This is a genomic window from Diaphorobacter sp. JS3051 (assembly GCF_015832135.1).
GTDB lineage: Bacteria > Pseudomonadota > Gammaproteobacteria > Burkholderiales > Burkholderiaceae_C > Diaphorobacter > Diaphorobacter nitroreducens.
Genome location: NZ_CP065406.1, coordinates 3,777,763 through 3,803,645 on the forward strand (window position 1 = coordinate 3,777,763; position 25,883 = coordinate 3,803,645).

The following is a 25,883-nucleotide window of genomic DNA, read 5'->3' on the forward strand; positions in this document are numbered from 1 at the left end:
GGCCGTGGCGATCTCTCTGTTTGCCCCACATGACAAACACCCGTCCGTTCAATGTGCGCTTGAGTGCGCTTTCCGTGCACGCGCGCGTCGCCGTGCTGCCGCTGGCGCTGGCCGCCGCTTTCCCCGCCGTGTCCCAGACCCTGCTGGCCCAGGCAGCCACAGAACCCCAACTGCGTGAAACCGTCATCACGGCAACCCGCGTGGCCCGGCCGCTGGCCGACATCGTGTCCGATGTGTCCGTCATCGACCGTGAAACCATCGAGGCCAGCGGCGCGGTAGGCGTCATTGACGTGATCTCGCGCCTGCCAGGCGTGCAGATCACGCGCAATGGCGGCCAGGGCAGCAGTGGCAGCGTCTACCTGCGCGGCGCGGAGTCGCGCTTTACCGCCGTGTACCTGGACGGCGTGCGCCTGGACTCGCAATCCACCGGCGGCGTGGTGTGGGAGCAAATCCCGTTGTCGCAGATCGACCGCATCGAGGTCGTGCGCGGGCCAGCGGCTGCTGTGTACGGCTCGGATGCCATGGGAGGCGTGATCCAGCTCTTCACCAAAAAGGGCGAGGGTGCGCCGGCGCCCTACGTGGGCGTGGGCCTGGGCAACCAGGGCACGCGGACGGTGCAGGCCGGCGTGAGTGGCGGCACCGAGCAGGTGGACTATGCGCTGGGGCTGTCGCATGAGCGCGCCGATGGCTTCAGTGCCCGCGTAGGCTCCGCCTACAACCCGGACGAAGACGGCTACCGCCGCACCTCTGCCAATGCCCGACTGGGCGTGCAGTTCGACACGACCCATCGCCTGGAGGGCACGCTGCTGGCCAGCAACCTCAACTCGCAGTACGACGGCAGCAAAACGGCCGACGACCGCAATCACCACCAATTGCGCACGGCCAGCCTGGCATGGCTGGCCAAGTGGAGCGACGTGTACAGCACGCGCTTGCAGGTCACGCAGGGGCAGAGTGAATACAGCACCCGGCCCAACTTCTACATGACCGAGACCACGCTGCACAATTACCTGCTGCAAAACGAGTGGCGCCTGGGCGCGCATCTGTTCACAGCCGCGCTGGAGCGCCGCGAGGACGAACTGCACAACCCCGCCACCGAGTTCGTGGGCGACCTCCAGCGTGACCGCTCACAGAACGCGCTCGCGCTGGGATATGGCCTGAACCAGGGCGCCCATACGCTGCAGGCCAACCTGCGCTATGACGACGACAGCGAGTTCGGCGGCAAAAGCACGGGCAGCCTGTCCTATGGCTACGCCATTACGCCGCAGTGGCGCGTCACCGCAGCGGCCGGCACGTCCTTCCGTGCACCCACGCTCTACCACCGCTTCAGCGAATACGGCGCGCCCGACCTGCAGCCCGAGAAGGGGCGCAACGTGGAGCTGGGCGCGCGGTGGACGCAAGGAGAGAGCAGCGTGGGTGTCGTGGCGTACCGCAACCGCGTCAGCAACCTCATCAATTTCGGCGCCGCGGGCCGCTGTGATTCCAGCTTCGGCTGCTACGAGAACGTGGGCCGCGCCGAGTACAAGGGCGTGACGCTGTCGGCCGCGCACCGCATCGCGGGCGTGTCGGTGCATGGCTCCATCGACTGGCAGAACCCGCGTGACCTGGACAGCGGCAAACTGCTGGCGCGCCGTGCCAAGCGCTACGCCACGCTGGGTGCCGACACCCTGGTGGCAGGCTGGACGCTGGGGGCGGAGCTCTACGCATCCGCGCGCCGGTACGACAACGCGGCCAACACCAACGTACTGGGCGGCTACACCACGCTCAACCTCTACACCAGCAAGCGCGTGGCGCGCGACGTGACGCTGCTGGCCCGCGTCGACAACCTGGCCGACAAGGACTACCAGTTGGCGCGCACCTACGCCACCGGCGGCCGCACATTCTATGTGGGCCTGAAGTGGGCGCCGCAGTAACGCCATCACCGACTGCCACACCATGAGCCGCTGTCCCGCCCTGGTCATCGCCGCGCCCGCCTCTGGGCAGGGCAAGACCACCGTCACCGCCGCTTTGGCGCGCCTGCACACACGCCAAGGCCGGCGCGTGCGGGTGTTCAAGTGTGGGCCCGACTTCCTGGACCCGCACTGGCACCAATTGGCCAGCGGCGCCCCCGTGCACCAGCTCGATCTGTGGATGACCGGTGCGGCAGATTGCGCGCAGCGCCTGCGCGCCGCGGCGGCCGAAGCAGACCTGCTGCTCATCGAAGGGGTGATGGGATTGTTCGACGGCGAGCACAGCGTGGGCGACCTGGCGCAGCGCTTCGGCATACCGGTGCTTGCGGTGGTGGATGCCTCTGCCATGGGGGGCACGCTGGGCGCCATCGTGCATGGGCTGCGGCACTACCGTGCGGGCCTGCCATGGGCCGGTGTCTTGGCCAACCGCGTGGCGGGCGACCGCCATGCGCAGATGCTGCGGGACGGCTTGGCCGACGCTGCGGACTGGCTGGGTGCGCTGCCACGGGTCGTGGGTGACGCTGCGGGCGGCAGGGAGCCTGGTGGCCTTCTGCCCGAGCGGCACCTGGGACTGGTGGCAGCGCACGAACTGCCCGATGCCCTGCAGCGGCTGGACGCCGTGGCCGATGCGCTGGCCGGCACGCCCCTGGGCCGCATGTCCGCCGCGGACCTGCAGCGCTGGGCGGTGGACTTCGGCGGCACGCCCGTGGGCCGTGCCGCCATCACGCCGCTGCTGGCGGGCCGCACTGTGGCCGTGGCGGCGGATGAGGCTTTCTGCTTCATCTACGAAGCCAATATCGACACCCTGCAGCAGCTGGGCGCGCGCGTGGTGCGCTTTTCGCCGCTGCGCGACGCTGCGCTGCCAGCCTGCGACGCGCTGTGGCTGCCCGGCGGCTACCCCGAGCTGCACGCCGATGCGCTGGCCGCCAATACGGCCATGCGCGGCAGCCTGCAGGCGCACGTGGCGGCGGGTCGGCCCGTGTGGGCGGAGTGCGGCGGCATGATGGCGCTGCTGGAGTCCATCACCCTGGCCGACGGGCGCCGCGTGCCCCTGTGGGGGCTGCTGCCGGGTCATGCCACCATGCAGCGGCGCCTGGCCGCGCTGGGGCCGCGCGCGCTGCGCATGGGCACGCATGAGTTGCGCGGCCACACCTTTCACTACTCGGTCACCGACAGCCCGGCCGCCGTGTGCGCACGCGCCCAGCGTCCGGACCATGCAGGGGCACCGGACGACGGTGAAGCCGTGTACCGCCACGGCAGCATCCACGCGAGCTACTTTCACGCATGGTTTGCATCCAGCCCGCAGGCGACCGCAGCCTTGCTGGGCGCGGAGGCGGGGCCATGAACGCGGCGCCGCAGACCATCGCCCGCAGTGAACTCATCCTGGGTGGACAAAAGAGCGGCAAGTCGCGCCGCGCCGAACTGCTGGCGCGCCAGTGGCTGCAGGCCGCGCCGGCACACCGCGCGTTGCTGCTGGCCACCGGCCAGCCGTGGGACGACGAGATGCGTGCGCGCATTGCCCGCCACCAGCGCGAGCGTGCCGAGCGTGTGCCCGGCCTGCAGACCGTGGAAGAGCCGCGCGATCTGGCCCACGCCCTGGCGTGCCACAGCACCCCACAGACCCTGATCGTCGTGGACTGCCTCACCCTGTGGCTCACCAACTGGCTCATGCCGGCCGACCCCCAAGATGTAGAGCAAAAACAGCCTCTAGCGCCCGATTGGCAAGCGCAGGCAGCTCACTTTTTTGAAGCGTTGACGCACGCGCCCGGCCCCGTGGTGCTGGTGGGCAACGAGATCGGCCTGGGCGTGATCCCCCTGGGGCGCGAAGTGCGCGCCTTCGTGGACGCGCTGGGCGCCCTGAACCAGCGCGCGGCGGCAGCCTGCCAGCGCGTCACGCTGATGGCGGCGGGCCTGCCGCTTGCCCTGAAGGACACACCATGATGCCTCTTCGCTGGCGCCGCCAGCTTGCTGCCGCCGGCTGGCTGCTGGGCCTGCTGCTGGCCTTGCCCAGCGTCCACGCAGTAACCATCACCGACGACCGGGGCCGCGCGCTGCGATTCGACCAGCCGCCCCAGCGCATCGTGAGCCTGCTGCCGTCGCTGACCGAGAGCGTGTGCGAGCTGCAGCGCTGTGAGCGCCTGGTGGGGGTGGACCGCTACTCCAACTGGCCCGTGTCCGTGCGGCGCCTGCCCCAGGTGGGCGGCGGGCTGGACCCGAACATCGAGGCCATCGTCGCGCTGCGCCCGGACGTGGTACTGCTGTCCGTCAGCAGCCGCGTCAGCGAGCGGCTGGAGGCGCTGGGCGTGAAGGTGCTGGCGCTGGACCACAAGACCCATGCGGACGTGCGCCGCGTGCTGGGGGTGCTGGGTGAACTGCTGGCCGTTCCGCCGGAGCACGGCGCGGAGCGCGTGTGGCGCGTGATCGATGCCGCCGTGCAGGCCGCCGCGCAGTCGCTGCCGCAGCGCGCGCGCGGGGCGCGGGTGTTCTTCGAGGTCAGCCGCGGCCCCTATGCGGCGGGGGCCAGTTCGTTCATCGGCGAGACGCTGGTGCGCCTGGGCGCGCGCAACGTGGTCCCGCCCGAGCTGGGGCCCTTTCCGCGCCTCAATCCCGAGTTCGTCCTGCGCGCACAGCCCGACGTGCTGATGGTGGCGAACCGCAGCATGCAGCCCATGACCCAATACCCGGGGTGGAACCACCTGGCCGCGGTCAAGGCGGGCCGCGTGTGCGACTTCGGCCCCGAACTGTCAGACGTGGTGGTGCGCCCCGGCCCGCGCATGGCCGAGGCCGCGCGCATCATGGCCCGTTGCCTGGCGGAGAAGTACGAATGAGCGCGCGCCTCCCGCAGCCCTCTACCATGGTGGCGACCACCGCCATGCCCGCAACCTATGCCACCTCCTTGCACCCCGACGCCAGCGGCCGCCGCGCGCGCTGGCTGGGCCTGTGGCTGCTGGCCGCCAGCGTGGCGCTGCTGCTGCTCGGCGCCAGCGTCGGCAGCACGGGCTTTGGCAGCTTGCTGAACCTGCGCGGCGACCCGCTGGCGCAGCAGATCGTGTGGGACATCCGCCTGCCGCGCACGCTGGGCGCATGGCTGGCCGGAGCGCTGCTGGGGCTGGCGGGCGCCATTGCCCAGGGGCTCTTTCGCAACCCGCTGGCCGACCCGTACCTGCTGGGCAGCGCGTCGGGCGCGGCGCTGGGCGGCGCCGTGGCCATGGCCGTTCTGGGTGTGTCGCCCAGCACGGCGAGCTGGCTGGCGCGACTGGGCGTGACGGGCTTGGCCTTCGCGGGCGCTGCGGGCGCCGTGCTGCTGACGCTGGTGTTGGCCCGTGGTGTGCAGCACACGCTGCGCCTGCTGCTGGCGGGCGTGATCGTGGGCGTGGTGCTTGGCGCTGCGCGCGACCTGATCCAGGTGGCGCAGCCCGCCATTCTGGAGCCGATGCAGGTCTTCACCATGGGCAGCTCGGCCTTCGTGGGCTGGCAGGCCTGCGCCATCATGGCTGGCGGCTGGCTGCTGTGCGCCGCCACGGCCTGGGCGTTGTCGCGCCTGCTGGACGGGCTGATGCTGGGCGAAGCCACGGCCGCCAGCCTGGGCCTGCCCATCGTGCCCATGCGCGCGGGGCTGGTGCTGGCGCTGGCCCTGGCCACCGGCACGGCCGTGGCGCACACCGGGCTGATTGCCTTCGTCGGGTTGGCGGCGCCGCACCTCGTGCGCTCGATCGCGCGCGTCACCCACCAGTGGCATGTGTGGCTGTCCAGCCTGATGGGCGCGGTGCTGCTGCTGGCCGCCGACATCCTGGCGCGTTGGGTGGTGGCGCCGCAGGAACTGCCCGTGGGCGTGCTCACCGCCGCGCTGGGCGGCAGCTACCTGCTGTGGCTCATGCACCGCCGGGTGTTGGGAAGCTCGCTATGAAGAACATAGCTGTTAGCGCACGCCAGATAAGCGCCAGCATCGCAAATGCCTCTATGTTGCGCAGCATTGACCTGGACCTGCCCGCTGGCCGCTGGACCAGCGTGGTCGGCCCCAATGGTGCGGGCAAGTCCACGCTGCTCAAGGTGCTGGCAGGCCTGCTGCGCCATGCGCGTGTGCAAGGACGGGTGCAGTTGCTGGGCCGCGCGCTGGCCGACATTCCCCCGCGCGAGCGCGCCCGCCAACTGGCCTGGCTGGGCCAGAACGAGTCCGCCGCCGAAGACCTGCCCGCCTACGACGTGGCCATGCTCGGCCGCCTGCCGCACCGTGCCTGGATGGCGCCGGCCAGCGATGCCGACCATGCCGCTGTGCAGCAGGCGCTGCACACTACCCAGGCGTGGGACTGGCGCGACCGTCCGCTGTCGGAACTGTCGGGAGGCGAGCGCCAGCGCGTGCTGCTGGCGCGCGCGCTGGCCGTGCAGGCGCCGGTGCTGCTCATGGACGAACCCCTGGCCAACCTGGACCCGCCGCACCAGACCGATTGGCTGCACACCGTGCGCGACCTGGTGGGGCAGGGCGGTACCGTGGTCAGCGTGCTGCACGAGGTATCCATCGCGCTGCAGGCCGACGACATGCTCATCATGGCCGCCGGCGGCGTGGTGCACCACGGGCCATGCCAGAGCACGGCCACGCACGCCGCGCTGGAGCAGGTGTTCGAGCGGCGCATCCAGGTGCGCGAGATCGACGGCCTGTGGGTGGCGCTGCCCCGCATGGAGCGGTGAACGCGCTGCGCCCCTTTCCCTTGAACCCCTTGCGGCCGGCGGCCGGCCGCAGAGGGCATGGAGTGTGAACGCATGAATTTGGACGCCGGTTTTGCCCAGATCGCGCAGGTGCTGCTGTGGCCCGTGCCCGTGCGGGTGGCACTGGCCTTTCTCCGTGCCCTGTGGATGCGCGGCGCCATGCGCATGCAAGCCTGGCAGCGCTGGCGCCTGCCGCATCACCGTTCGCTGCGCGTGGCGCCGGGGCTGCCGATGGAGGAGCTGGCGCTGCAGTTGGTGCGCCACATGCGGCCTTCCAGGCGCGGCGTGCTCCATCGTTTCCCGTGACGGCTTGTTTTCCCCAGACTTCTTCTTGAGGCATTGCATGCAGATTGAAACTCCCCCCACCGAGAAACGCTACGACAAGGCCGAAGGCGAGCGCCGGGGCCTGGTCATCGTCAACACCGGCGACGGTAAGGGCAAGAGCACGGCGGCCTTCGGCCTGGCGCTGCGCGCGCATGGCCGGGGCAAGGCCGTGAAGGTCTTCCAGTTCATGAAGGTGCCCAGCGCCCGCTTCGGCGAGCACCGCATGTTCGAGCAGATCGGCTTGTCCATCGAAGGCCTGGGGGACGGCTTCAGCTGGAAGAGCAAGGACTTGGACCATTCCGCCCAACTGGCGCGCGACGGCTGGGCTAAGGCCCGTGCGGCCATCCTGTCGGGCGAGAACTTCCTCGTTGTGCTCGACGAAATCACCTATCCCCTGATCTATGGCTGGCTGCCACTGCAAGAGGTGCTGGACACCCTGGCGGCGCGGCCCAAGGACGTGCACGTGTGCCTGACGGGCCGCCGCTGCCCCGAGGAAATCATCGCCATCGCCGACACAGTGACGGAGATGAAGCTCATCAAGCATGCGTTCCAGGCGGGCATTCCCGCGCAGCGCGGCATCGAGGACTGAGGGGGCGCCGCGCCATGCTGTATGCGCAGACCGTGCCTACCCCGCTGGGCGAGATGCTGGCCGTGGCTTCGGACCGGGGGCTGTGTCTGCTGGAGTTCGTGGGTCAGCCGGGTGTGGAGCGTGAATTGGCCCAGGTGCAGGCCGCTCGCGGTGAGGCCCTGCAGGAGAAGGGCAATGCGGTCACCGTGCTGCTGGCCAGTGAGTTGGCGGAATACTTCGGGCGCCGCCGCCGCGTGTTCAGTGTGCCGCTGGACCTGGTGGGCACGCCATTCCAGATCGCCGCGTGGCAGGCGCTGCTGGCCATCCCTTACGGCGAGACGCGCAGCTATGCACAGCAGGCGCGGACCATCGGCCAGCCCACGGCCACGCGCGCCGTCGCTGGGGCCAACGGGCAGAACAAGGTCTCCATCGTCGTGCCCTGCCACCGGGTGATCGGCAGCAACGGCAGCCTGACCGGCTTTGGCGGCGGCCTGCCGCGCAAGCGTGTGCTGCTGGCGTTGGAAGATACTTCCGCGCAGCGCGACTGGTTGAACGAGACGCCATAACGGCCCCCACGCCCACACCGCAGCCGAACGCGCGGCCTTTTATCGCGCCATTGGCGCGCACCGCCAGCGCCGTCCAGAACCTTTGTCTGCAGCGCGAGCGCGGCCGCGTGCCGCTGGCACCGGTTGGTCCATGACGGCGAATGGGGGGTGCCCGGCGACCGGTGGCGTTGATGGCGATGCGTGCCCACGGCAACACTGCCGAATATGCAGCCATGCTGGCGCTTCTGATCTACCTGCTGGGTCAGCGGAGTTCGGCGGAATGGGCCAGCTGGGTGATGGTGGGCGTGACCGCGTCGCGCTATCTGTTGGTGATGGGCGTGTTGGCTTCTGCCACGCTGGCGCGTCCCAACCCTTTCCGTGCCGTGGGGGCGCTGGGCACCTATGTTGGCGGTACCGTACTCGCATTGGCGTTGCTTTTTGCAGCGGCATAGATGTGGTGCGCAACGGTCTTGGGGCCGTTGTGTTTCGGGAGGGGGCACCACGCACCAGCCATGAAAGAAGTGGTGCCAGGCGCACGCGAACCATGTCACTCGGCACACACGCGCCTGAAGCTGCTGGAGGCGCTACCGGCGAGTCATTGCGCACCATGCTGTGAACGCAATGCCAGAGGCGATTGGCCCGTCACGGATTGGCATGTGAACCTGAAAACCCGCTTCATCCGCCCCCGAATGGACATAAAAAAAGCGCCCTCGCGAGGCGCTGATTTTTCTGGCGGTGGCGGAGACTGTGAGATTCGAACTCACGGACGGTTGCCCGTCGGCAGTTTTCAAGACTGCTGGTTTAAACCACTCACCCAAGTCTCCGCGAAGCTGTCTATTGTAAGCGGGTGGCGGCGCGGTGCTTGTGGTTTGGCGCTGTGGGGGCTCGTCGTCAGCGCTTTAGCGCAGCCTCCAACTGGGCTTTGTTCATCTTGGAACGCCCGGGGATGCCGCGTCGGCGGGCGTCCTCGTAGAGTTGCTCGCGCGTGCGGCCTTGCGGGCCCTGGTGCGACCGCTGGCCTCCGCGTACCGGGGCAGGCGTGTCCTGCAGTGTGTGGGGATCGGCCTGCTTGGCCTCGCCGTGCTGGGCACGTTCCTTGTTCACGGTGCGTGCGGCGATTTCTTCGGCGGTGTCCCGCTTTTCGCCGCGCTCAGCAGGCTGTCCTTGATGTGCTCGTATTGGCGCTCGCGTTTGGCGCTCCAGGTGCGTTGGGGCATGGTGGCACTCCGCTGTGGAAATGGCTTCCAGCCTAGAAGGCGTGTGCGGGCGCGCCGTCGGCACCAGGCCTCCTTTGTCGTAGGACGCAGGCGGACTATGAGTGAAAATGGCTGTTAGCGCTTTACGGATAAGCTCTAACAGCTATATTTTTAATAGCAAAAAGATGCTACATGCCGAGTGACCGGAGCAGCGCCTCGGTGTCGGCATCCGTTGCGCTGGCAGGGGCTGCCGCTGGCGCGGGTGCTGCCGCCTGCGCCATGAGTGCGTCGGGGTCGGGCGCGTCCTGGGGTTCGAAGTCGTAGAGCTTGATGAACTGTGTGCGGTCGATCGCCAGTTCCAGATAGAAGATGTTGTTGCTGCCCGTGTAGAAGGTCACGCGGCGGGCCTCGGGCTGGTCGAGGTTGGCGTCCACGCTCAGCACCACCTGTTGGTTCAGCACCAGCATCTTGGGCTGGTTCTGCGTGATGTGGGTCTGCAGTTCGCGGCGCACCTTGCCAGTGAAGTCACCCACCACCTGGTTCATCAGTTCGCCCATGACGTTGCTGACTTCGTCAGAGGTGAAAGAGCTGGCCAGCTCCTGCGCCGACATGCCCATGCTGAGCATGTAGCGCTCGTAGATCTCCATGGCCGCGGCGGCCGAGAAGTTGATGATCACCAGCCCCGAGAAGCCGCCGTCGAACAGCACGAAGCAGCCAATGTCGGGCTTCAGGCAGGTCTTGGTGATGCGCTGCACCATGCCTGAGTAGTGCACGGGGCCCTGGGTGGCGACCGACAGCACACGGGTCACGGAGTTGCACAGCGAGACCAGCACGTCTTCGGTGCCGTAGACGACGGAAGTGGAGGGAGGAGTCATGGGGATGCGGTGAAAGTGCGGCGACGGCGAACGCAAAGGTGGCGAAGGCCAATGCGCGAATCATGACATGCCCTGCTGCGCAGAGGGTGTGCAGAATTTTGTGTAAACGGACAATCCACCGCCGGCGTAAGCCGGCCTGTCCGTAAGCACAATGAACACCAAGAAACACGACGTACCCGAAGAACTGCTGTCTGGCCTGCTGGCCAACTACAAGAAGCCCGAAGACCTCATCGGCGAGAACGGTCTGCTCAAGCAACTTACCAAGCTGCTGGTCGAGCGAGCCCTGGACGCTGAGCTGACTGAGCACCTGGGCCATGAACGCAACGAGGCGGTGGCCAACCCCGCTGGCAACACCCGCAACGGCAAGAGCAAGAAGACCCTCAAGGGCGAGTTCGGCGAATTGCCCATCGAAGTGCCACGCGACCGCCATGGCAGCTTCGAGCCTCAGCTCATCCCCAAGCACCAGACCCGCTGGGCCGGCTTCGACGACAAAATCATCTCGCTGTACGCCCGTGGCATGACGGTGCGCGAGATACAGGCCCACCTCGAAGAGATGTACGGCACCGAGGTCTCACCCAGCCTGATTTCCTCGGTGACAGATGCCGTGGCCGACGAGGTCAAGGCCTGGCAGGCCCGACCGCTGGAGCCGATTTATCCCATCGTCTATCTGGACTGCATCCATGTGAAGGTGCGCGAGGGCGCGGTGCGGGTCAAGGCGGTGTACCTGGCCATCGGCATCACCATGACGGGCGACAAGGAGGTGCTGGGCCTGTGGCTGGCCCAGACCGAGGGCGCCAAGTTCTGGCTGCAGGTGGTCACCGAGTTGCGCAACCGGGGCGTGCAGGACATCTTCATCGCCTGCGTCGATGGGCTCAAGGGCTTCCCTGACGCCATTGAGGCCGTCTTTCCCAAGGCGGTGGTGCAACTATGCATCGTTCACATGGTGCGCCACAGCCTGAACTACGTCTCATGGAAGCGCCGCAAAGAGGTGGCTGCCGACCTGCGCCGCATCTACACGGCCGCCACCGCCGAGGAGGCCGAGCTGATGCTCGGGGAATTCGAGGAGCGCTGGGATGCCGAGTACCTGCCCATTGGCCAGTCCTGGCGCAGGAACTGGAGCCGACTCATCCCGTTCTTTGACTACCCGCCGGAAATCCGCAAGGTCATCTACACCACCAATGCCATCGAGTCGGTGAACATGAGCCTGAGGAAGCTGACCAAGAACCGGGGCTCGTTCCCCAGCGACGAGGCGCTGACCAAGCTGTTCTACCTGGCGCTGCGCAACATCAGCCAGAAGTGGACCATGCCCATCCGGGATTGGAAGGCCGCGCTGACCCGCTTTACCATTCAGTTCGGAGACCGCATCTCCGTCAATTGAAGTCCGACCCGTTTACACAAAAATTCGGACACGCCCAGCTCACGGCCGTGTCGGGCAACCTGACCATCAAGGGCAAGACGCAGCCCGTCACCCTGAAGGCCAACCAGTTCGCCTGCTACGACAGCCCGATGCTCAAGCGTGAAGTGTGCGGCGGCGACTTCGAGACCACGATCGATCGCACGGCCTTCGGCGTGGACTACGGCGTGCAGTACGGCTTCCCCAAGAACGTGCGCATCGTGGCGCAGATCGAAGCCGTCAAGCAGTAAGCCGGCAAAAACACGGGCCCGGCTGTCCAGGTCCGTCCTCCTGCGTCAAGGGCTGGTGCCGTCAGGTGCCAGCCCTTTTTTCATTGCGCACGCAAAACGGCCTTTACGCCCCCAACTGGTCCGCCAAGTCCAGCAGGTCGCGGGCGTGCAGGTCGTTGCCTGGGCGTGGCGAGACATCCTTGGCGTGGCCCGCGCCGAACTCCAGCGGCCGCTCGATATAAGCCGTGCGCAGGCCGCAGGCGCGCGCGCCCGCCAGATCGTCGTGGTGGGCGGCCACCAGCATCACCTGCTGCGGTGGCAGGTCGAACACGCGGGCCACGCCCAGGTAGGTGGCGGGATCGGGCTTGTAGGCGCGAAAGACCTCGGCGCTCAGGATGCAGTCCCAGGGCAGGCCGGCGCGCTTGGCCATGTGGGTGAGCAACCCGATGTTGCCGTTGGACAGGGTGGTGATGGTGTAGCGGCGTTTGAGCCGCGTCAGCCCCGTCACGCAGTCGGGCCACGGGGAGAGCCGGTGCCACACGCGGTTCAGGTGCACGCGCTCTTCCTCGCCCAGGTGCGCCAGGCCAAAGCGCGGCAGGATTTCGTCGAGGATCTGGCGGTGCAGGGCGTCGATCAGCGTCCAGCCCTGCGCGCCGCTCATCACCCGGGCCATCGCTGGCTGGTAGCCCGCGCGCCAGGCGCGGGCGAAGGCGTCGGCGTCCACGCGGGGGTGGTGCTGCTGCATTTCGCGCACGATGCTGCCGTGCCAGTCCACCACCGTGCCAAAGGTGTCAAAGGCCAGCACCTGCACGGTGCGGGCGATCTCCTGAAGAGCGGAATCAGCGTTCATGGTCGGCCCTGTGATGGCATTGCGCCGCAGCGTAGCACCTGTATCGCGTACGTGCAGCCGCCCCAAGCCCGTGCGCCGGCGGGGAAGGGCCATGCGTGCTATGGTCGCGCGCCCTGGGGTTAACCCTGGTTTTCGATCTTTCCATGACTGTTTCTGCCACGCCCACTTCCAGCACCGCCACACCCCCCGCCGATGCCGCGGCCGCCAGCCCCGCGGACGAGCGCACGCTGGTGCGCGCCGTGCTGGCCATGGGCGTGGGAGGCTTTGCCATCGGCACCGGCGAATTCGTCATCATGGGCCTGCTGCCCGAGGTGGCACTCGACCTGGGGGTGAGCATTCCGCAGGCCGGGCACGTGATCAGCGCCTACGCGCTGGGCGTGGTGGTGGGCGCGCCGGTGCTGGCCGTGCTGGCGGCGCACTGGGGCCGGCGGGCGCTGCTCATGGCGCTGATGGCGGTCTACGCCCTGGGCAACTTTGCGTCGGCGCTGGCGCCAGGTTATGCGTCGCTGGGGCTGCTGCGGCTGGTCAGCGGCCTGCCGCACGGCACCTACTTCGGCGTGGCGGCGCTGGTGGCCGCGGCACTGTCACGGCCGGGCCAGCGCGCCCGGGCCGTGGGCTGGGTGATGCTGGGGCTGACCAGCGCGACGCTGGTGGGTGTGCCCATCGCGGCGGCGCTGGGCAGTCTGCTGGGCTGGCGCGCGGCCTTCGTGTTTGTGGGGGCCATCGCGCTGGCGGCGGTGTTCATGGTGCGGCGCTGGGTGCCCGACATGCCCGCGCCGCAGGGCGCCAGCCCCTGGCGCGAACTGGGCGCGCTGGCGCGGGGCCAGGTGTGGTTCACGCTGGGCATCGGCGCCATCGGCTTCGGCGGCATGTTCGCGGTGTTCAGCTACATCAAGCCCACGCTGCTGGAAGTGGCCGGCATGCCGGCGGCGCTGGTGCCGTTCACGCTGTCGCTGTTTGGCCTGGGCATGGTGGCGGGCAACCTGGTGGGCTCGCGCATGGCGGACCGCGCACTGATGCCCACCGTGGGCAAGCTGCTGTGGTGGTCGGTGGCGGTGATGGTGGTGTTCGTCGCGGCGGCGCACCACCCGCTGACGGCGGCGCTGTCCGTCTTCCTGCTGGGTACGGTGGTGGCCATCGGTCCCGCGCTGCAGATCCGTCTGATGGACGTGGCGGGCGATGCGCAGACCCTGGCGGCCGCGCTCAACCATTCCGCCTTCAACGCTGCGAATGCGCTGGGGGCCTGGCTGGGCGGTGTGGCCATCGCAGCGGGCGGCGGCTGGACTTCCACCGGCTGGGTGGGGGCGCTGCTGGGCCTGGGCGGCCTGGCTGTGTTCACAGCGGCGCTGGCCAGCGAGCGGCGGACACGGGCTCGCTGATCTGTTGTTTTGCTATCAAAAAAGAAGCTGCTGGCGCTTGTTGGACGGGCGCTAGGGGCCTTTTTTACCTTAAGTCACTGCGCGCGGCCATGGTGGCGCGCAAGGTACACCCTCTCGTCCAGCGACGACAGCACCAGCGCCAACACAATCCCTACCGCCGCGCCCAGGGTGGTATCGAAGATGCGTGACAGTGCCATTTCCGCGGCTTCGCCATGGTGCGCCATGTTCGTCATCAGCAGAGCCATCGGCGTCACGAAAATCTGGCCCAGTGCGTAGTTGAACCCGATCACCGCCTCGGTCAGCACCTGCAGCACGGCCACGGCCAGCAGCAGCGTCCAGAACGATGGCTCGGACGAGAGGATCGCCCAGGCGATGCCGGCGCCCACCACAGTGCCCAGCGTGCGCTGCCAGCCGCGGTGCACCGTGCCCGGCAGGTGCGCACCTTGCAGCACGGCCACCGCGCCAATCGACGCCCAGGCCGGGTGCGCCCAGCCCGCGGCGTGTGCCAGCAGGGCGGCCAGCGCGGCGCACAGCGCCACGCGTGCCGACTGCACGGGTGCGTAACCCGGCGTGAGGGGCTTCGGGGCGCGTGCCCCCGCCGTTGCCTGGACGGGTGTTGCGGCAGGCGGTGCTACTTCCAGGTCGCGCAGGCGGTCGGTCAGCAGGCACAACAGCCAGGCGGCGGCCACGCCCAGGGCGGTGGCGCCGGCGCGCCCGGCCAGTGCCAGCGCGCTGTCAACCGGACTGATCGCGGCGCTGGCCGCGAAGATGAAAATCACCGCTCCCGGCGCGCCCATCTGCATGCGGTGGGCCAGTGATGCCAGCAGCCCTGCCATGGCCGACAGGGCCAGCAGCATGGCTACCGGTCCCAGCCCCGACCAGGCCAGCAGCGACAGCAGCGCCACGGGCATGACCAGCAGTGCCCCGGCCGTGAGGACGACGCCGCGGCGGCGGGCCAGCGGCGCGAAGCGCCCGAACAGTGCCGCCAGAGCGCCCAGGCCGCCGAAGCCCGCCACCTGGGCCCAGGGCGAGACATGCAGCAGCCCGGCAACCAGGATCACCGCCAACGCCACCTGCGCGCCGGCAATCGTGGCGTTGCGCAACGAGGCGGGGCGCTGCAGCGACAGGCTCTCCCGCAGCCGCGCGGATGCCAACGCCTGGCGCAGAGCGTGGCCGTGGGAGCTGGAAAGAAAAGGGCCGGTTGGCAACGCCATCGCATCAGTCCTCGTGCTGGGCGCTGGCAATGCGCGCCTCGATCTGCTCGAAGGCCTGCAGCAGGGTGCGGGCGGTGGCCTCGTCCAGATCGGCCAGCAACTCATCCTCGATGGCTGCAAGGCGCTTGCGGATGCCGTTGGCCGTGCGCTTGCCAGCGGCAGTGAGGCGCACGAGCTTGATGCGGCGGTCGCTCGCGTGCGCCTGGCGCTCGACCAGTCCCTGGGCTGCCAATGCGTCCAGCAGCCGTACCAGGCTGGAGCCGTCCAGCCCCACGGCGGCTGCCAGCTCGGTCTGCGAGATGCCGTCGCCCAGGCGGTGCAGGTGCACCAGCGGTGTCCAGACGGCGTCGCTCAGGCCTTCGGCGGCCAGTTGTGCGTCCAGCGTCTTGCGCCAACGCCGGCCCAGGCCCACGAGCCGCACGCCCAGCAGGCGCTTGGGGTTGGCGGGGCGGGTGGCATCGGACGGTGAGGCAGCAGTCATTTTGTTATTCTAACAAATCATTTGAATTCAAATGATTTGTCAAAAAATAAGGGCCGCGCACCATGGCCTGGTGAGCGGCCCTGCTGTGCGCTGCGCTTACTTGCGGCGCGCGGCGCTGCTGGCGACGGCCAGTGCGGTCATGTTCAACACCCGGCGTACGGTGGCTGCGGGCGTGAGGATGTACGCCGTGGCCGAGGTACCCATGAGGATCGGACCGACGGTGACACCGCCGCTGGTCGTGGTCTTGAGCACGTTGTAGAGGATGTTGGCCGAGTCGATGTTCGGGCAGATCAGCAGGTTGGCCGAGCCGGTGAGCGTGGAGTCCGGCAGGTAGTTGTTGCGGATCTTGGGCTCCAGCGCGGCGTCGCCATGCAGCTCGCCATCGCATTCGATTTCGGGATGGCGGGCCACGAACAGGTCGCGTGCTGCGCGCATCTTGCGCGCCGAGGCGCGCTTGGACGAGCCGAAGCTGGAGTGCGACAGGAACGCCACCTTCGGCGGAATGCCAAAGCGCTGCACTTCCTGCACCGAGGACCAGGCGATGTCGGCCAGTTGCTCTGCCGTGGGGTCTTCGTTGACGTAGGTGTCGGCGATGAACAGCGTGCCGTTGTTGGTCGTCATCAGCGCGTTCAGCGCCGCGTATTGCTGCACGCCGGGTGCATGGCCCAGGATGCTGTGGATGCGTTCCAGGTGCGTCTCGTAGGTGCCCACCAGGCCGCAGATCATTGCATCGGCATCGCCCAGCTTCACCATCAGCGCGGCGATGATGGTGTTGGAGCGGCGCACGGCTGCCTTGGCCACCTCGGGCGTGGCGCCGTCACGCTTCATGAGCTGGTGGTAGGCCTCCCAGTACTGGCGGAACCGCGGGTCGTCCGAGGGGTCGCAGATCTCCACGTCCTTGCCCGGCTGCATGCGCAGGCCAGCCTTGGCGATGCGTGCGGCGATCACCGCCGGGCGTCCGATGAGGATCGGGTGGGCGATACGGTCGTCGATCGCAAACTGCGCGGCGCGCAGCGCACGCTCGTCCTCGCCGTCGGCATAGGCCACGCGTTTTTGCGCGTCGGGCAGCGTCTTGGCGGCGTTGATCACCGGGCGCATCAGGATGCCGGTCTGGTACACGAAGCGCGACAGGCTCTCCTTGTATGCCTCCATGTCCTCGATGGGACGGCTGGCCACACCCGACTCCAGCGCTGCCTGCGCCACGGCGGGGGCGATCTTGAGGATCAGGCGCGAATCGAACGGCGTGGGGATCAGGTAATCGGGGCCGAAGGTCAGCTCCTGGCCGGCATAGGCGGCAGCCACTTCCTCGCTGATGTTTTCCTTGGCCAGCGCGGCGATCTGGCGCACGCAGGCGAGCTTCATGGCCTCGGTGATCTTGGTGGCGCCGCAGTCCAGCGCGCCGCGGAAGATGTAGGGGAAGCACAGGACGTTGTTGACCTGGTTCGGGTAGTCCGAGCGGCCGGTGGCGATGATGCAGTCCGGGCGCACGGCCTTGGCCAGTTCGGGGCGGATCTCGGGCTCGGGGTTGGCCAGCGCCAGGATGATGGGCTTGTCCGCCATGGTCTTGACCATCTCGGCCGTGAGCACGCCGGGGGCCGAGCAGCCCAGGAATACGTCGGCGCCGTCGACCGCATCGGCCAGCGTGCGCGCGTCGGTCTTCTGTGCGTAGCGGGCCTTGGATTCATCGAAGCCGCCGGGGCGACCTTCGTAGATCACGCCCTTGGAGTCGCACATGAAGATGTTCTCCACCTTCACGCCCAGGCCCACCATCACGCCCACGCAGGCAATGGCGGCGGCACCCGCGCCCGAGACGGCGACCTTGACCTGGTCGATCTGCTTGCCCACCAGTTCCAGGCCATTGAGCAGCGCGGCGCTGGAGATGATGGCCGTGCCGTGCTGGTCGTCGTGGAACACCGGAATGTTCATGCGCTTGGACAGCTCGCGCTCGATGTAGAAGCACTCGGGCGCCTTGATGTCTTCGAGGTTGATGCCGCCCAAGGTGGGCTCGAGCGCTGCCACGATCTCGATGATCTTGTCGGGGTCGCGTGCGTCCAGTTCGATGTCGAACACGTCCACGCCGGCGAACTTCTTGAACAGGCACCCCTTGCCCTCCATCACCGGCTTGCCGGCCAGCGGGCCGATGTCGCCCAGGCCCAGCACGGCCGTGCCGTTGGTGATCACACCGACCAGGTTGCCGCGCGAGGTGTAGTCGAACGCCTTGGTCGGGTCGGCCTGGATGTCCAGGCAGGGATAGGCCACGCCAGGCGAGTAGGCCAGCGACAGGTCGCGCTGGTTGGACAGGGGCTTGGTGGGCGTGACGGCGATCTTGCCGCGCGTCATGTTGCGGTGGTATTCGAGCGCGGCTTCGCGCAGTGCCGCTTCAGCGGCAGACAGGGGCTGGGTCATACGAAATACGAATGGTGCGGTGCACGAAAAAACAGGCCAACACGGGCCGGACAAGCTTACTGCATGCTGACGCAGACGGAGGGCCTGCACGGCAGCCTGCGTGGACGACAACAAACCTTCCGCGCCCCGTGCGCCATACGGCACGCGGGGCGCGATCCTTCGGGTGGAAGGCGCGGGGCAGGGCGACGTTCAGTGGGCGTCGGCCTGCCGGGCGGCGAGCACGGCCGCAGAGGTGTCGCGGCTGGCTCCATTGAAGAAGATGTTCAGGACCACGGCAGTGATCGAGGCCAGCAGAATACCGGATTCGATCAGCGGATGGATGGCATGGGGCATCCACTGGCGGAAGTTGGGTGCGATCAGCGGGATCATGCCCACCCCGATGGACACCGCCACGATCATCGCGTTGTTGCGGTTCTTCTGAAAGTCCACGTTCGACAGGATGCGGATGCCCGTGGCCGCCACCATGCCGAACATCACCAGCCCCGCGCCGCCCAGCACCACGGTGGGCAACGACTCGATCAGCGCCGCCATCTTGGGCAGCACGCCCAGCACGATCAGGATCATGCCGCCGGCCACGCACACCCAGCGGCTCTTGACGCCGGTGACGGCCACCAGCCCCACGTTCTGCGAGAAGCTGGTGTAGGGGAAGGTGTTGAAGAGGCCGCCGATCAGCGTGCCCAGGCCGTCGGTGCGCAGGCCGCGCGTGAGATCGTCGCGCGAGATCTCGCGCCCCGTCATCTCGCCCAGGGCCAGGAACATGCCGGTGGACTCGATCATCACGACGATCATCACCAGCGTCATGGTCAGGATCAGGATGGGGTCGAACACCGGCAGCGCGATCTCGAATGGCAGCACCATGTCGAACCACTGGGCCTGGGCCACCTTGTGAAAGTCCATCAGCCCCATGGACGCAGTGACCACCCCGCCCACGATGATGCCCAGCAGCACCGAGATGTTGGCCCAGAAGCCCTTGCCAAAGCGCGCCACCAGCAAGATGGTGAGCAGCACGACGCCCGAGATGCCCACGCCTGTCAGGTCGGCATAGCGCGGGTTGGGCAGCGTGGGCACCACGGCGAAGCCCTTGGGCACTGGCGGCAGCGAGGAGCCGGGCGCGCCGGCGGCGGCCTGGGCCTCGGCCAGCCACTTGAGGTGCTCCGGGTTGGGCACGGCCGGGGCCGTGGGCCCCACGGGGTTGCCGAAGATCCAGTTGATGCCTACGCGCATCAGGCTGATGCCGATCACCGCGATGATGGTGCCCGTGACCACCGGCGGAAAGAACCGCAGCAGGCCGCTGATGACCGGCGCGATGAGCATCGAGACCACGCCCGCCCCGATCACCGCGCCAAAGATCAGCCCCGCGCCCGCCTGACCGCCCGTGGCTTGCGCCATGGACACCATGGGCGCCACGGCCGCGAAGGTTACGCCCATCATCACCGGCAGCTTGATGCCAAACCACTGCGTGGCACCCCAGGCCTGGATGAGCGTGACCAGCCCGCAGACGAAGAGGTCGGCCGAGATCAGGTGCGCTACCTGCTCGGGCGGCAGGTTGAGCGCGCGCCCCACGATGAGCGGCACGGCCACCGCGCCGGCGTACATCACCAGCACATGTTGCAGACCCAGCGTGGCCGCGCGGCCCCAGGGCAGCTTTTCGTCAACCGGATGAACGTTCGTGGACATGGGTGTTCCTTGGAAACTGGCTTGCTGTTCAAGGGGCTTCTGCCGTGCCGGACAGGGCTGCCATTGCGCACAGCAATCCATACAAAAACTGTATACAAAGTATGCGGAATTGCCTGTCGTAAGGCGACCCCGATCAAGGTCGAATTGCTAGGGGTTTGCCCTTGCTGCTTGCCAAGCGGGGGTGTCGGCAGCCAACGGCGCGGCTACGCCTGGCGGGTGCTCGCCACAGTCGGCGCGATGGGATCGGCGCAGGGCGTAAAAAAGCCCGGCATGGGCCGGGCTGGAGCATTGGTGCGGCTGTGCGTCAGGCCATCAGGTCTGCCAGGCTGCGCGCTATGACCTTGGTGGCGCGGCGCAGGTCTTGCAGCACCACGCGCTCGTCGGCGCGTTTGGCGTGCGATTCAAGCACCGTACGCGGGCCCGCGCCGTAAATCACGCCGGGGATGCCGCGCTCCACATAGAGGCGCACATCGGTGTACAGCGGCGTGCCCACGGCGGGAGGCTTCTCGCCAAAGACAGCCTCGCCGTGTTGCTGGATGGCCTCCACCAGCGGCTGATTGCCGGGCAGCGGCGTCATGGCGTTGGCCAGTAGCAGGCGTTTGATGTCCACGCGTAGGGCGTCTGCGCTCCCGTAGCCGCGCTCGGTATTGAAGCCTTCCACCGCCTGGGTGATCACGGCGCGGATGCGCGCCTCGACCTCGGCGGGGTTCTCCTCCGGGATCATGCGGCGGTCGAGCTTCAGCACCACCTTGCCGGGCACCACGTTGGTGTTGGTGCCACCCTCGATGCGGCCGATGTTCAGGTACGGGTGCTGGATGCCCGGCACCTTCGACGTCACCTGCCGGTACTGCACATTCTCGGCATACAGCGCGTTCATGATGGCCACTGCGCCCTGCAGTGCGTCCACGCCCGTGTGCGGCACCGCGGCATGGGCCATCTTGCCCTGCACGGTGACCTCCATCTGCAGGCAGCCGTTGTGCGCGGTGACCACCTCGTAGCTGAAGCCCGCGGCGATCATCAGGTCGGGCCGTGTCAGTCCCTGCGCCAGCAGCCAGCCGGGGCCGAGCAGGCCGCCGAACTCCTCGTCGTAGGTGAAGTGCAGCTCGATCGCGCCCTGCGTGGGCTTGGCCACCGCCTCCAGCGCGCGCACGGCGAAGGTGAAGGTGGAGAAGTCGCTCTTGCTCACCGCGGTGGCGCGGCCATACATGGCGCCGCCTTCGATCTGGGCGCCGTACGGGTCCCTGGTCCAGCCTTCGCCCGGCGGCACCACGTCGCCGTGGGCGTTGAGGGCGATGGTGCGGCCCGAACCCGCGGGCCCATAGGGCCGGCGCACGATCAGGTTGGTGATGGACTCCATGCCGTAATCCTTGACCTCCTGCGCGGGAACGGCGTGCTTCTCGGCCTCGAAGCCGAAGGCCTGGATCAGTTCAGCGGTGCGCTCGGCATGCGGTGCATTGTTGCCGGGCGGCGTGTCGGTGGGCACCTGCACCAGTGCTTGCAGAAAGCGCACCTGCTCGTCGAAGTGCTGGTCGATCCACGCATCCAGTGCGGCATAGGTGGCTTGGCGGTCTTGGTTCATGGCGGAGCGTTCCATGGATGGGTTATTCGGCGGCCAACTGCTGCAGCACATGGCTGAAGGCATCCACCGCCAACTGGATGTCGTCGGCGGTGCTGGATTCCAGCGGGTTGTGGCTGATGCCGCCGTGCAGGCCGCGCACGAACAGCATGGCCTGCGGCATGATTTCGTGCAGTTTCATGGCGTCATGGCCGGCGCCGCTGGGCATGCGGTAGACGGGGACGCCCAGGGCGTCGACGGCCTTCTCCCAGCGGTGCTGCCAGGCCGGGGCGCTGGGGGCTGCGGCGACCTTCATGGCCAGCTCGGCCTTGTACTGCAGGCCGCGGCGTTGGGCGATTTCCTCCAGCTGGGCCAGCACGTCGGCCACCATGGCATCGCGCTGCGCATCGGTGGGCGCGCGCATGTCCATGCTGAAACTGCACTTGCCCGGCACCACGTTGATGGAGCCGCCTGGCACCTGCAGCATGCCGATGGTGGCCACGCTGTCGCCATCGCGCGCGGCGCGCTGCTCCATGTACAGCGCCAGCTCGGCCACGCCCAGGGCGGCGTCGCGGCGGCGGTCCATGGGCGTGGTGCCCGCGTGGCTGGCCATGCCCAGCATCTCGCAGACGTAGCGCACGCCGCCGTTGATGGACGTGACCACGCCCAGCGGGATATCCAGTTCGTTGAGCACCGGGCCCTGCTCGATGTGCACCTCGATGAAGCCCAGGTAGCGGGCAGCATCGCGCCGCAGCTTCGGGATGTCGCCAATGCACAGACCGGCGTGCTGCATGGCCTCGCGCATGGGGATGCCGTCGGCGTCCTTCTGGTCCAGCCATTCGTTGCGGAAGTCGCCGATGAGCGCGCCCGAGCCCAGGAAGGTGGCCTTGTAGCGCTGGCCTTCCTCCTCGGCAAACGCCACCACCTCGATGCCGAACGGCAGGCGCTTGGCCTGGCGGTGCAGCTCGCGCACGCAGGCCATGGGCACGAAGATGCCCAGACGCCCGTCGTACTTGCCGCCGTTGCGCACGGTGTCGTAGTGGCTGCCGGTCATCAAATACTTGCCGTCGGGTGTGGCCGGCTTGTAGCGGCCGACCACGTTGCCCACGGCGTCGATCTCGACCTCGTCAAAGCCGCAGTCGCGCATCCAATGGCTGATGCGCTGGGCGCAGGCGCGGTGCGCATCGGTGAGGTAGGTGACGGTGAGCTGGCCTTTCTCGGCATAGCCCGGGTCGCTGTGCTGGGCCAGGCGCTCGTGCCAGTCCCAGACGTCGTTGCCCAGCACCGGCTCAGCGCCGAACTTGTCGTTCAGGCGGATCTCGGCAATGCGGTGGATGTTGCGCAGTGCCTCGGCGCGCTCGAAGTCGGGGTGGTTGGACAGGCGACGTGCGAAGGTGGCGATGATCTCCTGCCTCGACAGTCCCGTGCCGCGCGGCCCGCGCACCGCCAGGATGAAGGGAAAGCCGAAGCGGGCGTTGTAGTCGGTATTCAGTTGCTGGATGCGCGCGAACTCCTCGGGCGTGCAGTGGGTCAGGCCCGCCTGGCTTTGCTCGTTCGTGGACTCGGCCGTGAGCGCCTGCGCCACCATGGCCTTGCCCGCCAGCTCGGGGTGGGCGCGGATCAGCTCCAACTGCCGTTCCACGCCGGCGCCGTTCAGCACCTGCACCATGGCGTACTTGAGCTGGGCCAGCGAGCGGAAGGGGCGCAGCTGCAGCGCCGCCTCGGCGATCCAGGGCGAATGCTCGTACAGGCCGTCGAGCATCTGCAGGGCCTCGGCGGGGGAGGCGGCGTTGAGTTGTTCCAGGGTCCAGGCCATGGCGGTTCCTATAGCTATCAAAAAAAGAGCTGCTCGCGCTTATTGGATAAGCGTTGCAGCCCGATTTGGCTTAAATGGCGGGTACGGGAAAGCGCTGCGCCCAATGGCGCGCCAGGTCGATGCGGCGACACACCCAGACCTGGTCGTGGTGCTGGATGTGGTCCAGGAAGCGCTGCAGCGCCGTGATGCGGCCGGGACGGCCGAGCAGGCGGCAGTGCATGCCGATGCTCATCATCTTCGGCGCGTTGTCGCCGGCCGGATCGCCCTCGGCGTAGAGCGCATCGAACGTGTCCTTCATGTACTGAAAGAATGGGTCGGCGTGCGAGTAGCCCTGCGGCAGCGCAAAGCGCATGTCGTTGCAATCGAGGGTATAGGGCACGACGAGCTGGTGGTGCGCGCTGCCGTCGCTCTTGGCCATCTTCATCCAGAACGGCAGATCGTCGCCGTAGTAGTCGCTGTCATAGGCAAAGCGCCCGTCGTCGGCCACCAGGCGGTGGGTGCGGGGGCTGTCGCGGCCGGTGTACCAGCCCTGGCCGTGGTCGCCGTCCCGGCCGTAGAGCGTGTCGAAGATCTCCAGGCACTGCGCCATGTGGGCGCGCTCCACCTCCTCGGGCACGTTCTGGTAGTGGATCCACTTCAGGCCGTGGCAGGCCACCTCGTGGCCCAGTTCGGCAAAGGCCTGGGCCACCTCGCGGTGGCGCTGCAGCGCGGTGGCCACGCCGAACACCGTGAGCGGCAGGCCGCGCCTTTCGAATTCGCGCAGGATGCGCCACACGCCGGCGCGCGCGCCGTATTCGTAGATGCCCTCCATGCTCATGTGGCGCTCGGGGTAGGCGGCCGGGTTGAACATCTCGGACAGGAACTGCTCGCTGGCGGGGTCGCCGTGGAGCACGCAGTTCTCGCCGCCCTCCTCATAGTTCAGCACGAACTGCACGGCCACGCGGGCGTTGCCCGGCCAGTGCGGATGCGGGGGCGTGCGGCCGTAGCCGATCAGGTCGCGGGGGTAGGGCGCCGTCGTGTCGTAGGTCATGGCGATACGGAGGAAAGGGCCATCGAAAGGTCGTTGGTCGGCAGGTCGCGGTCGAAGGTCAGGCCCGCCTCCACGTTGTCCAGGTGCTGCTGCATCAGCTGCACGGCCTGCGCCGCGTCGCCCGCGGCCAGTGCCGCGACGATGGCGGCGTGCTCCTCGTGCGAATGCTCGGCGGCGGTGGTGGACTGGTACATCAGCGTGATGAGGGCGCAGCGCGAGATCAACTCGCCCAGCAACTGGGCCAGCACGTCGTTGCCCATGAGCTCGGCCATGCGCACGTGGAAGTCGCCCAGCAGTTCGGTGCGCTGGCCCACGTCGTTGCCCTCCATGGCCTTCTTCTCGGCCGCGACATGGGCCTTCAGCGCGCGGATTTTCGCGGGCGTGCTCTGCGCCAGGAAGGCACGCACCATCTCGGCCTCCAGCATGCGGCGCACGGCGAACACCTGGCGCGCTTCCTGGACCGAGGGCGCGGCCACGAAGGCGCCGCGCGCGGGCTCCAGACGGATCAGGCGGTTCTGCGACAGCTGGAACAGCGCCTGGCGCACCAGCGTGCGCGACACGCCGAAATGGTCGGCGAGCTTCTGCTCGGCCAGCTTGGTGCCGGGCAGCAGGCGGTGCTCGACGATGGCGCGCGTGAGGCTTTCGACGATGAAGCCGGTGGTGGAGGTTTCCATGCGGCCATCATAGTCGTGAAAGACAATTTTTGTATACAGTTTCTGTGGACTGTTAAATGCCTGGTGCGCTGCCGTTGAAGTGCTGGGCCACGAAATCAACGAAGGCCTTGACCCGCGCGGTGGCTGCATGCCGCTGCGGGTACACGGCGTGGATGTCCGCCGGCGGCGTGTCGTAGTCCCGCAGCACCTGCACCAGCCTCCCGCTGCGCAGGTAGCGAGCGATGTCCCATTCCGCGCGCATGACGATGCCCATGCCCGCCAGTGCCCAGTTCACAGCAATCTCGCCGTCGTTGGTGCTCAGGTGGTTGCGCAGCCGCACCGTCTCCTGCTTGCGGTGGCCGTTGAAGCGCCACACGCCGTGGGCGTCGTCGCCCTGGCGGATGTCGATGCAGTCGTGTTGCGTCAGCTCGGCCGGCCGCGTGGGCGTTCCGCGGCGCGCCAGGTAGGCGGGTGCGGCGCACAGCAGCCGCCGATTTGGGGCGAGGCGCCGCGCAATCACGCGCGCATCGGGCGGCTCGCCGAAGCGGATGCACACGTCGAACCCATCGTCCGCCAGCGGCGGTGGCTGCACCGACAACTGCAGCTGCAGTTGGATCTGCGGATGGCGGCGCACGAAGGCAGGCACCAGTGGCGCGATGTGGCTGCGCCCGAAGCCCAGGGTGGCGTTCACACGCAGCAGGCCCTGGGGCTCGGCCTGCATGTCGCTCACCAGTTGCTCCATGGCGTCGATCTCCGCCAGGATGCGGCGCGCGTGCTGCAGGTAGGTATTGCCCTCGGCCGTCAGGTGCAGTCGCCGCGTGGTGCGGCTGACCAGCTGCACGCCCAGGCGCGATTCCATCTGCGCCAGGCGCTTGCTGGCCGCCGCCGTGCTGATGCCCAGCTCTCGCGCGGTGGCCGACAGGCTGGCCCAGCGCGCCAGCAGGCTGAAGAAAGCCATCTCTGACGGGGCGGTGGAGGGGGTGCTCATTGTTGAATGAAAGTAAACAATGGCATCACTTTAACGCGGTGATATGTGGGCAT

Annotated in this window: 23 protein-coding genes, 1 tRNA gene and 2 pseudogenes; 13 read left to right on the forward strand and 13 right to left on the reverse strand. The window is 68.0% G+C overall.

Going from position 1 to position 25,883, the window contains the following annotated elements:
- Positions 1-29 precede the first annotated feature (29 nt).
- From I3K84_RS17985 to I3K84_RS18030, 10 genes are all read left to right on the forward strand, one after another.
- Positions 30-1,910 carry a TonB-dependent receptor domain-containing protein gene (locus I3K84_RS17985; RefSeq protein WP_196995108.1) on the forward strand — a complete coding sequence of 627 codons (1,881 nt, stop codon included), beginning with the start codon at positions 30-32 and terminating at the stop codon, positions 1,908-1,910.
- A gap of 22 nt (positions 1,911-1,932) precedes the next feature.
- The gene (locus I3K84_RS17990) at positions 1,933-3,291 is read left to right on the forward strand and encodes a cobyrinate a,c-diamide synthase (RefSeq protein WP_196995109.1); all 1,359 of its coding nucleotides are present in this window, start codon (positions 1,933-1,935) and stop codon (positions 3,289-3,291) included.
- Positions 3,288-3,887 (forward strand): bifunctional adenosylcobinamide kinase/adenosylcobinamide-phosphate guanylyltransferase, encoded by a 600-nt coding sequence (locus I3K84_RS17995; protein WP_172206545.1) that lies wholly within the window; start codon positions 3,288-3,290, stop codon positions 3,885-3,887. The genes I3K84_RS17990 and I3K84_RS17995 overlap by 4 nt, the downstream gene beginning before the upstream one ends.
- Positions 3,884-4,774 (forward strand): ABC transporter substrate-binding protein, encoded by an 891-nt coding sequence (locus I3K84_RS18000; RefSeq protein WP_172206546.1) that lies wholly within the window; start codon positions 3,884-3,886, stop codon positions 4,772-4,774. Before I3K84_RS17995 ends, I3K84_RS18000 begins: the two co-directional genes overlap by 4 nt.
- Positions 4,775-4,818: 44 nt before the next feature.
- Complete coding sequence (locus I3K84_RS18005; RefSeq protein WP_187148609.1) at positions 4,819-5,853, forward strand: iron ABC transporter permease; 1,035 nt, start codon at positions 4,819-4,821, stop codon at positions 5,851-5,853.
- Positions 5,850-6,632 (forward strand): ABC transporter ATP-binding protein, encoded by a 783-nt coding sequence (locus I3K84_RS18010; RefSeq protein WP_196995110.1) that lies wholly within the window; start codon positions 5,850-5,852, stop codon positions 6,630-6,632. Before I3K84_RS18005 ends, I3K84_RS18010 begins: the two co-directional genes overlap by 4 nt.
- A gap of 72 nt (positions 6,633-6,704) precedes the next feature.
- Positions 6,705-6,956, forward strand: coding sequence for a hypothetical protein (locus tag I3K84_RS18015; protein ID WP_157497435.1), 252 nt, complete (start codon positions 6,705-6,707; stop codon positions 6,954-6,956).
- A gap of 37 nt (positions 6,957-6,993) precedes the next feature.
- Positions 6,994-7,563 carry a cob(I)yrinic acid a,c-diamide adenosyltransferase gene (cobO, locus tag I3K84_RS18020; protein ID WP_011804537.1) on the forward strand — a complete coding sequence of 190 codons (570 nt, stop codon included), beginning with the start codon at positions 6,994-6,996 and terminating at the stop codon, positions 7,561-7,563.
- Positions 7,564-7,577: 14 nt separating this feature from the next.
- Positions 7,578-8,108 (forward strand): methylated-DNA--[protein]-cysteine S-methyltransferase, encoded by a 531-nt coding sequence (locus I3K84_RS18025; RefSeq protein ID WP_041835927.1) that lies wholly within the window; start codon positions 7,578-7,580, stop codon positions 8,106-8,108.
- 176 nt (positions 8,109-8,284) lie between these two features.
- A complete protein-coding gene (locus I3K84_RS18030) occupies positions 8,285-8,539 on the forward strand; it encodes an MAPEG family protein (protein ID WP_049756456.1) in 255 nt (84 codons plus the stop codon).
- A gap of 284 nt (positions 8,540-8,823) precedes the next feature.
- On the opposite strand, the gene I3K84_RS18035 is transcribed toward I3K84_RS18030, so the two are convergent.
- The 3 genes and pseudogenes from I3K84_RS18035 to I3K84_RS18045 all read right to left on the reverse strand — a co-directional run bounded on the left by I3K84_RS18035 (position 8,824) and on the right by I3K84_RS18045 (position 10,158).
- Positions 8,824-8,911, reverse strand: a tRNA-Ser gene (locus I3K84_RS18035).
- A 67-nt stretch (positions 8,912-8,978) separates the two neighbouring features.
- Positions 8,979-9,304: pseudogene (locus I3K84_RS18040) on the reverse strand (plasmid stabilization protein).
- Between the two features lie 167 nt (positions 9,305-9,471).
- Complete coding sequence (locus I3K84_RS18045) at positions 9,472-10,158, reverse strand: DUF3334 family protein (RefSeq protein ID WP_011804539.1); 687 nt, start codon at positions 10,156-10,158, stop codon at positions 9,472-9,474.
- A gap of 151 nt (positions 10,159-10,309) precedes the next feature.
- On the opposite strand from I3K84_RS18045, the gene I3K84_RS18050 reads away from it, so the two are divergent.
- Both I3K84_RS18050 and I3K84_RS18055 read left to right on the forward strand, forming a co-directional pair.
- Positions 10,310-11,536: an IS256 family transposase gene (locus I3K84_RS18050; protein WP_196995111.1), complete on the forward strand. Its 1,227-nt coding sequence runs from the start codon at positions 10,310-10,312 to the stop codon at positions 11,534-11,536.
- Positions 11,537-11,538: 2 nt separating this feature from the next.
- Positions 11,539-11,802, forward strand: a pseudogene (locus I3K84_RS18055) (YceI family protein); the annotation flags it as partial.
- A 103-nt stretch (positions 11,803-11,905) separates the two neighbouring features.
- On the opposite strand, the gene I3K84_RS18060 reads toward I3K84_RS18055, so the two are convergent.
- A complete protein-coding gene (locus tag I3K84_RS18060; protein WP_196995112.1) occupies positions 11,906-12,631 on the reverse strand; it encodes a haloacid dehalogenase type II in 726 nt (241 codons plus the stop codon).
- Between the two features lie 143 nt (positions 12,632-12,774).
- Between I3K84_RS18060 and I3K84_RS18065 the strand changes: the two genes are divergently transcribed.
- On the forward strand, positions 12,775-14,010 hold the full coding sequence (locus I3K84_RS18065) for an MFS transporter (RefSeq protein ID WP_196995113.1): 1,236 nt from the start codon (positions 12,775-12,777) through the stop codon (positions 14,008-14,010).
- A gap of 74 nt (positions 14,011-14,084) precedes the next feature.
- Here I3K84_RS18065 and I3K84_RS18070 read toward each other — a convergent pair whose 3' ends face one another.
- The 9 genes from I3K84_RS18070 to I3K84_RS18110 all read right to left on the reverse strand — a co-directional run bounded on the left by I3K84_RS18070 (position 14,085) and on the right by I3K84_RS18110 (position 25,830).
- Positions 14,085-15,224 (reverse strand): FUSC family protein, encoded by a 1,140-nt coding sequence (locus tag I3K84_RS18070; protein WP_196995114.1) that lies wholly within the window; start codon positions 15,222-15,224, stop codon positions 14,085-14,087.
- A gap of 4 nt (positions 15,225-15,228) precedes the next feature.
- Positions 15,229-15,705, reverse strand: coding sequence for a MarR family winged helix-turn-helix transcriptional regulator (locus tag I3K84_RS18075; RefSeq protein ID WP_196995115.1), 477 nt, complete (start codon positions 15,703-15,705; stop codon positions 15,229-15,231).
- A gap of 96 nt (positions 15,706-15,801) precedes the next feature.
- Positions 15,802-18,111: an NADP-dependent malic enzyme gene (locus I3K84_RS18080; protein ID WP_196995116.1), complete on the reverse strand. Its 2,310-nt coding sequence runs from the start codon at positions 18,109-18,111 to the stop codon at positions 15,802-15,804.
- A 189-nt stretch (positions 18,112-18,300) separates the two neighbouring features.
- A complete protein-coding gene (locus tag I3K84_RS18085; RefSeq protein ID WP_015912744.1) occupies positions 18,301-19,788 on the reverse strand; it encodes a nucleobase:cation symporter-2 family protein in 1,488 nt (495 codons plus the stop codon).
- Positions 19,789-20,092: 304 nt separating this feature from the next.
- Positions 20,093-21,382, reverse strand: coding sequence for a M20/M25/M40 family metallo-hydrolase (locus tag I3K84_RS18090; protein WP_231403362.1), 1,290 nt, complete (start codon positions 21,380-21,382; stop codon positions 20,093-20,095).
- A 7-nt stretch (positions 21,383-21,389) separates the two neighbouring features.
- Positions 21,390-23,159, reverse strand: a complete 1,770-nt coding sequence (gene uraD / locus I3K84_RS18095; protein WP_011804548.1) for a 2-oxo-4-hydroxy-4-carboxy-5-ureidoimidazoline decarboxylase — start codon at positions 23,157-23,159, stop codon at positions 21,390-21,392.
- 70 nt (positions 23,160-23,229) lie between these two features.
- Positions 23,230-24,189, reverse strand: coding sequence for an allantoinase PuuE (gene puuE, locus I3K84_RS18100; protein ID WP_172206556.1), 960 nt, complete (start codon positions 24,187-24,189; stop codon positions 23,230-23,232).
- Entirely contained in the window at positions 24,186-24,863 is a 678-nt protein-coding gene (locus I3K84_RS18105) for a GntR family transcriptional regulator (protein ID WP_011804551.1), read from the reverse strand. The genes puuE and I3K84_RS18105 overlap by 4 nt, the downstream gene beginning before the upstream one ends.
- Before the next feature lie 52 nt (positions 24,864-24,915).
- The gene (locus I3K84_RS18110; RefSeq protein ID WP_196995117.1) at positions 24,916-25,830 is read right to left on the reverse strand and encodes a LysR family transcriptional regulator; all 915 of its coding nucleotides are present in this window, start codon (positions 25,828-25,830) and stop codon (positions 24,916-24,918) included.
- Between the last annotated feature and the right edge of the window lie 53 nt (positions 25,831-25,883).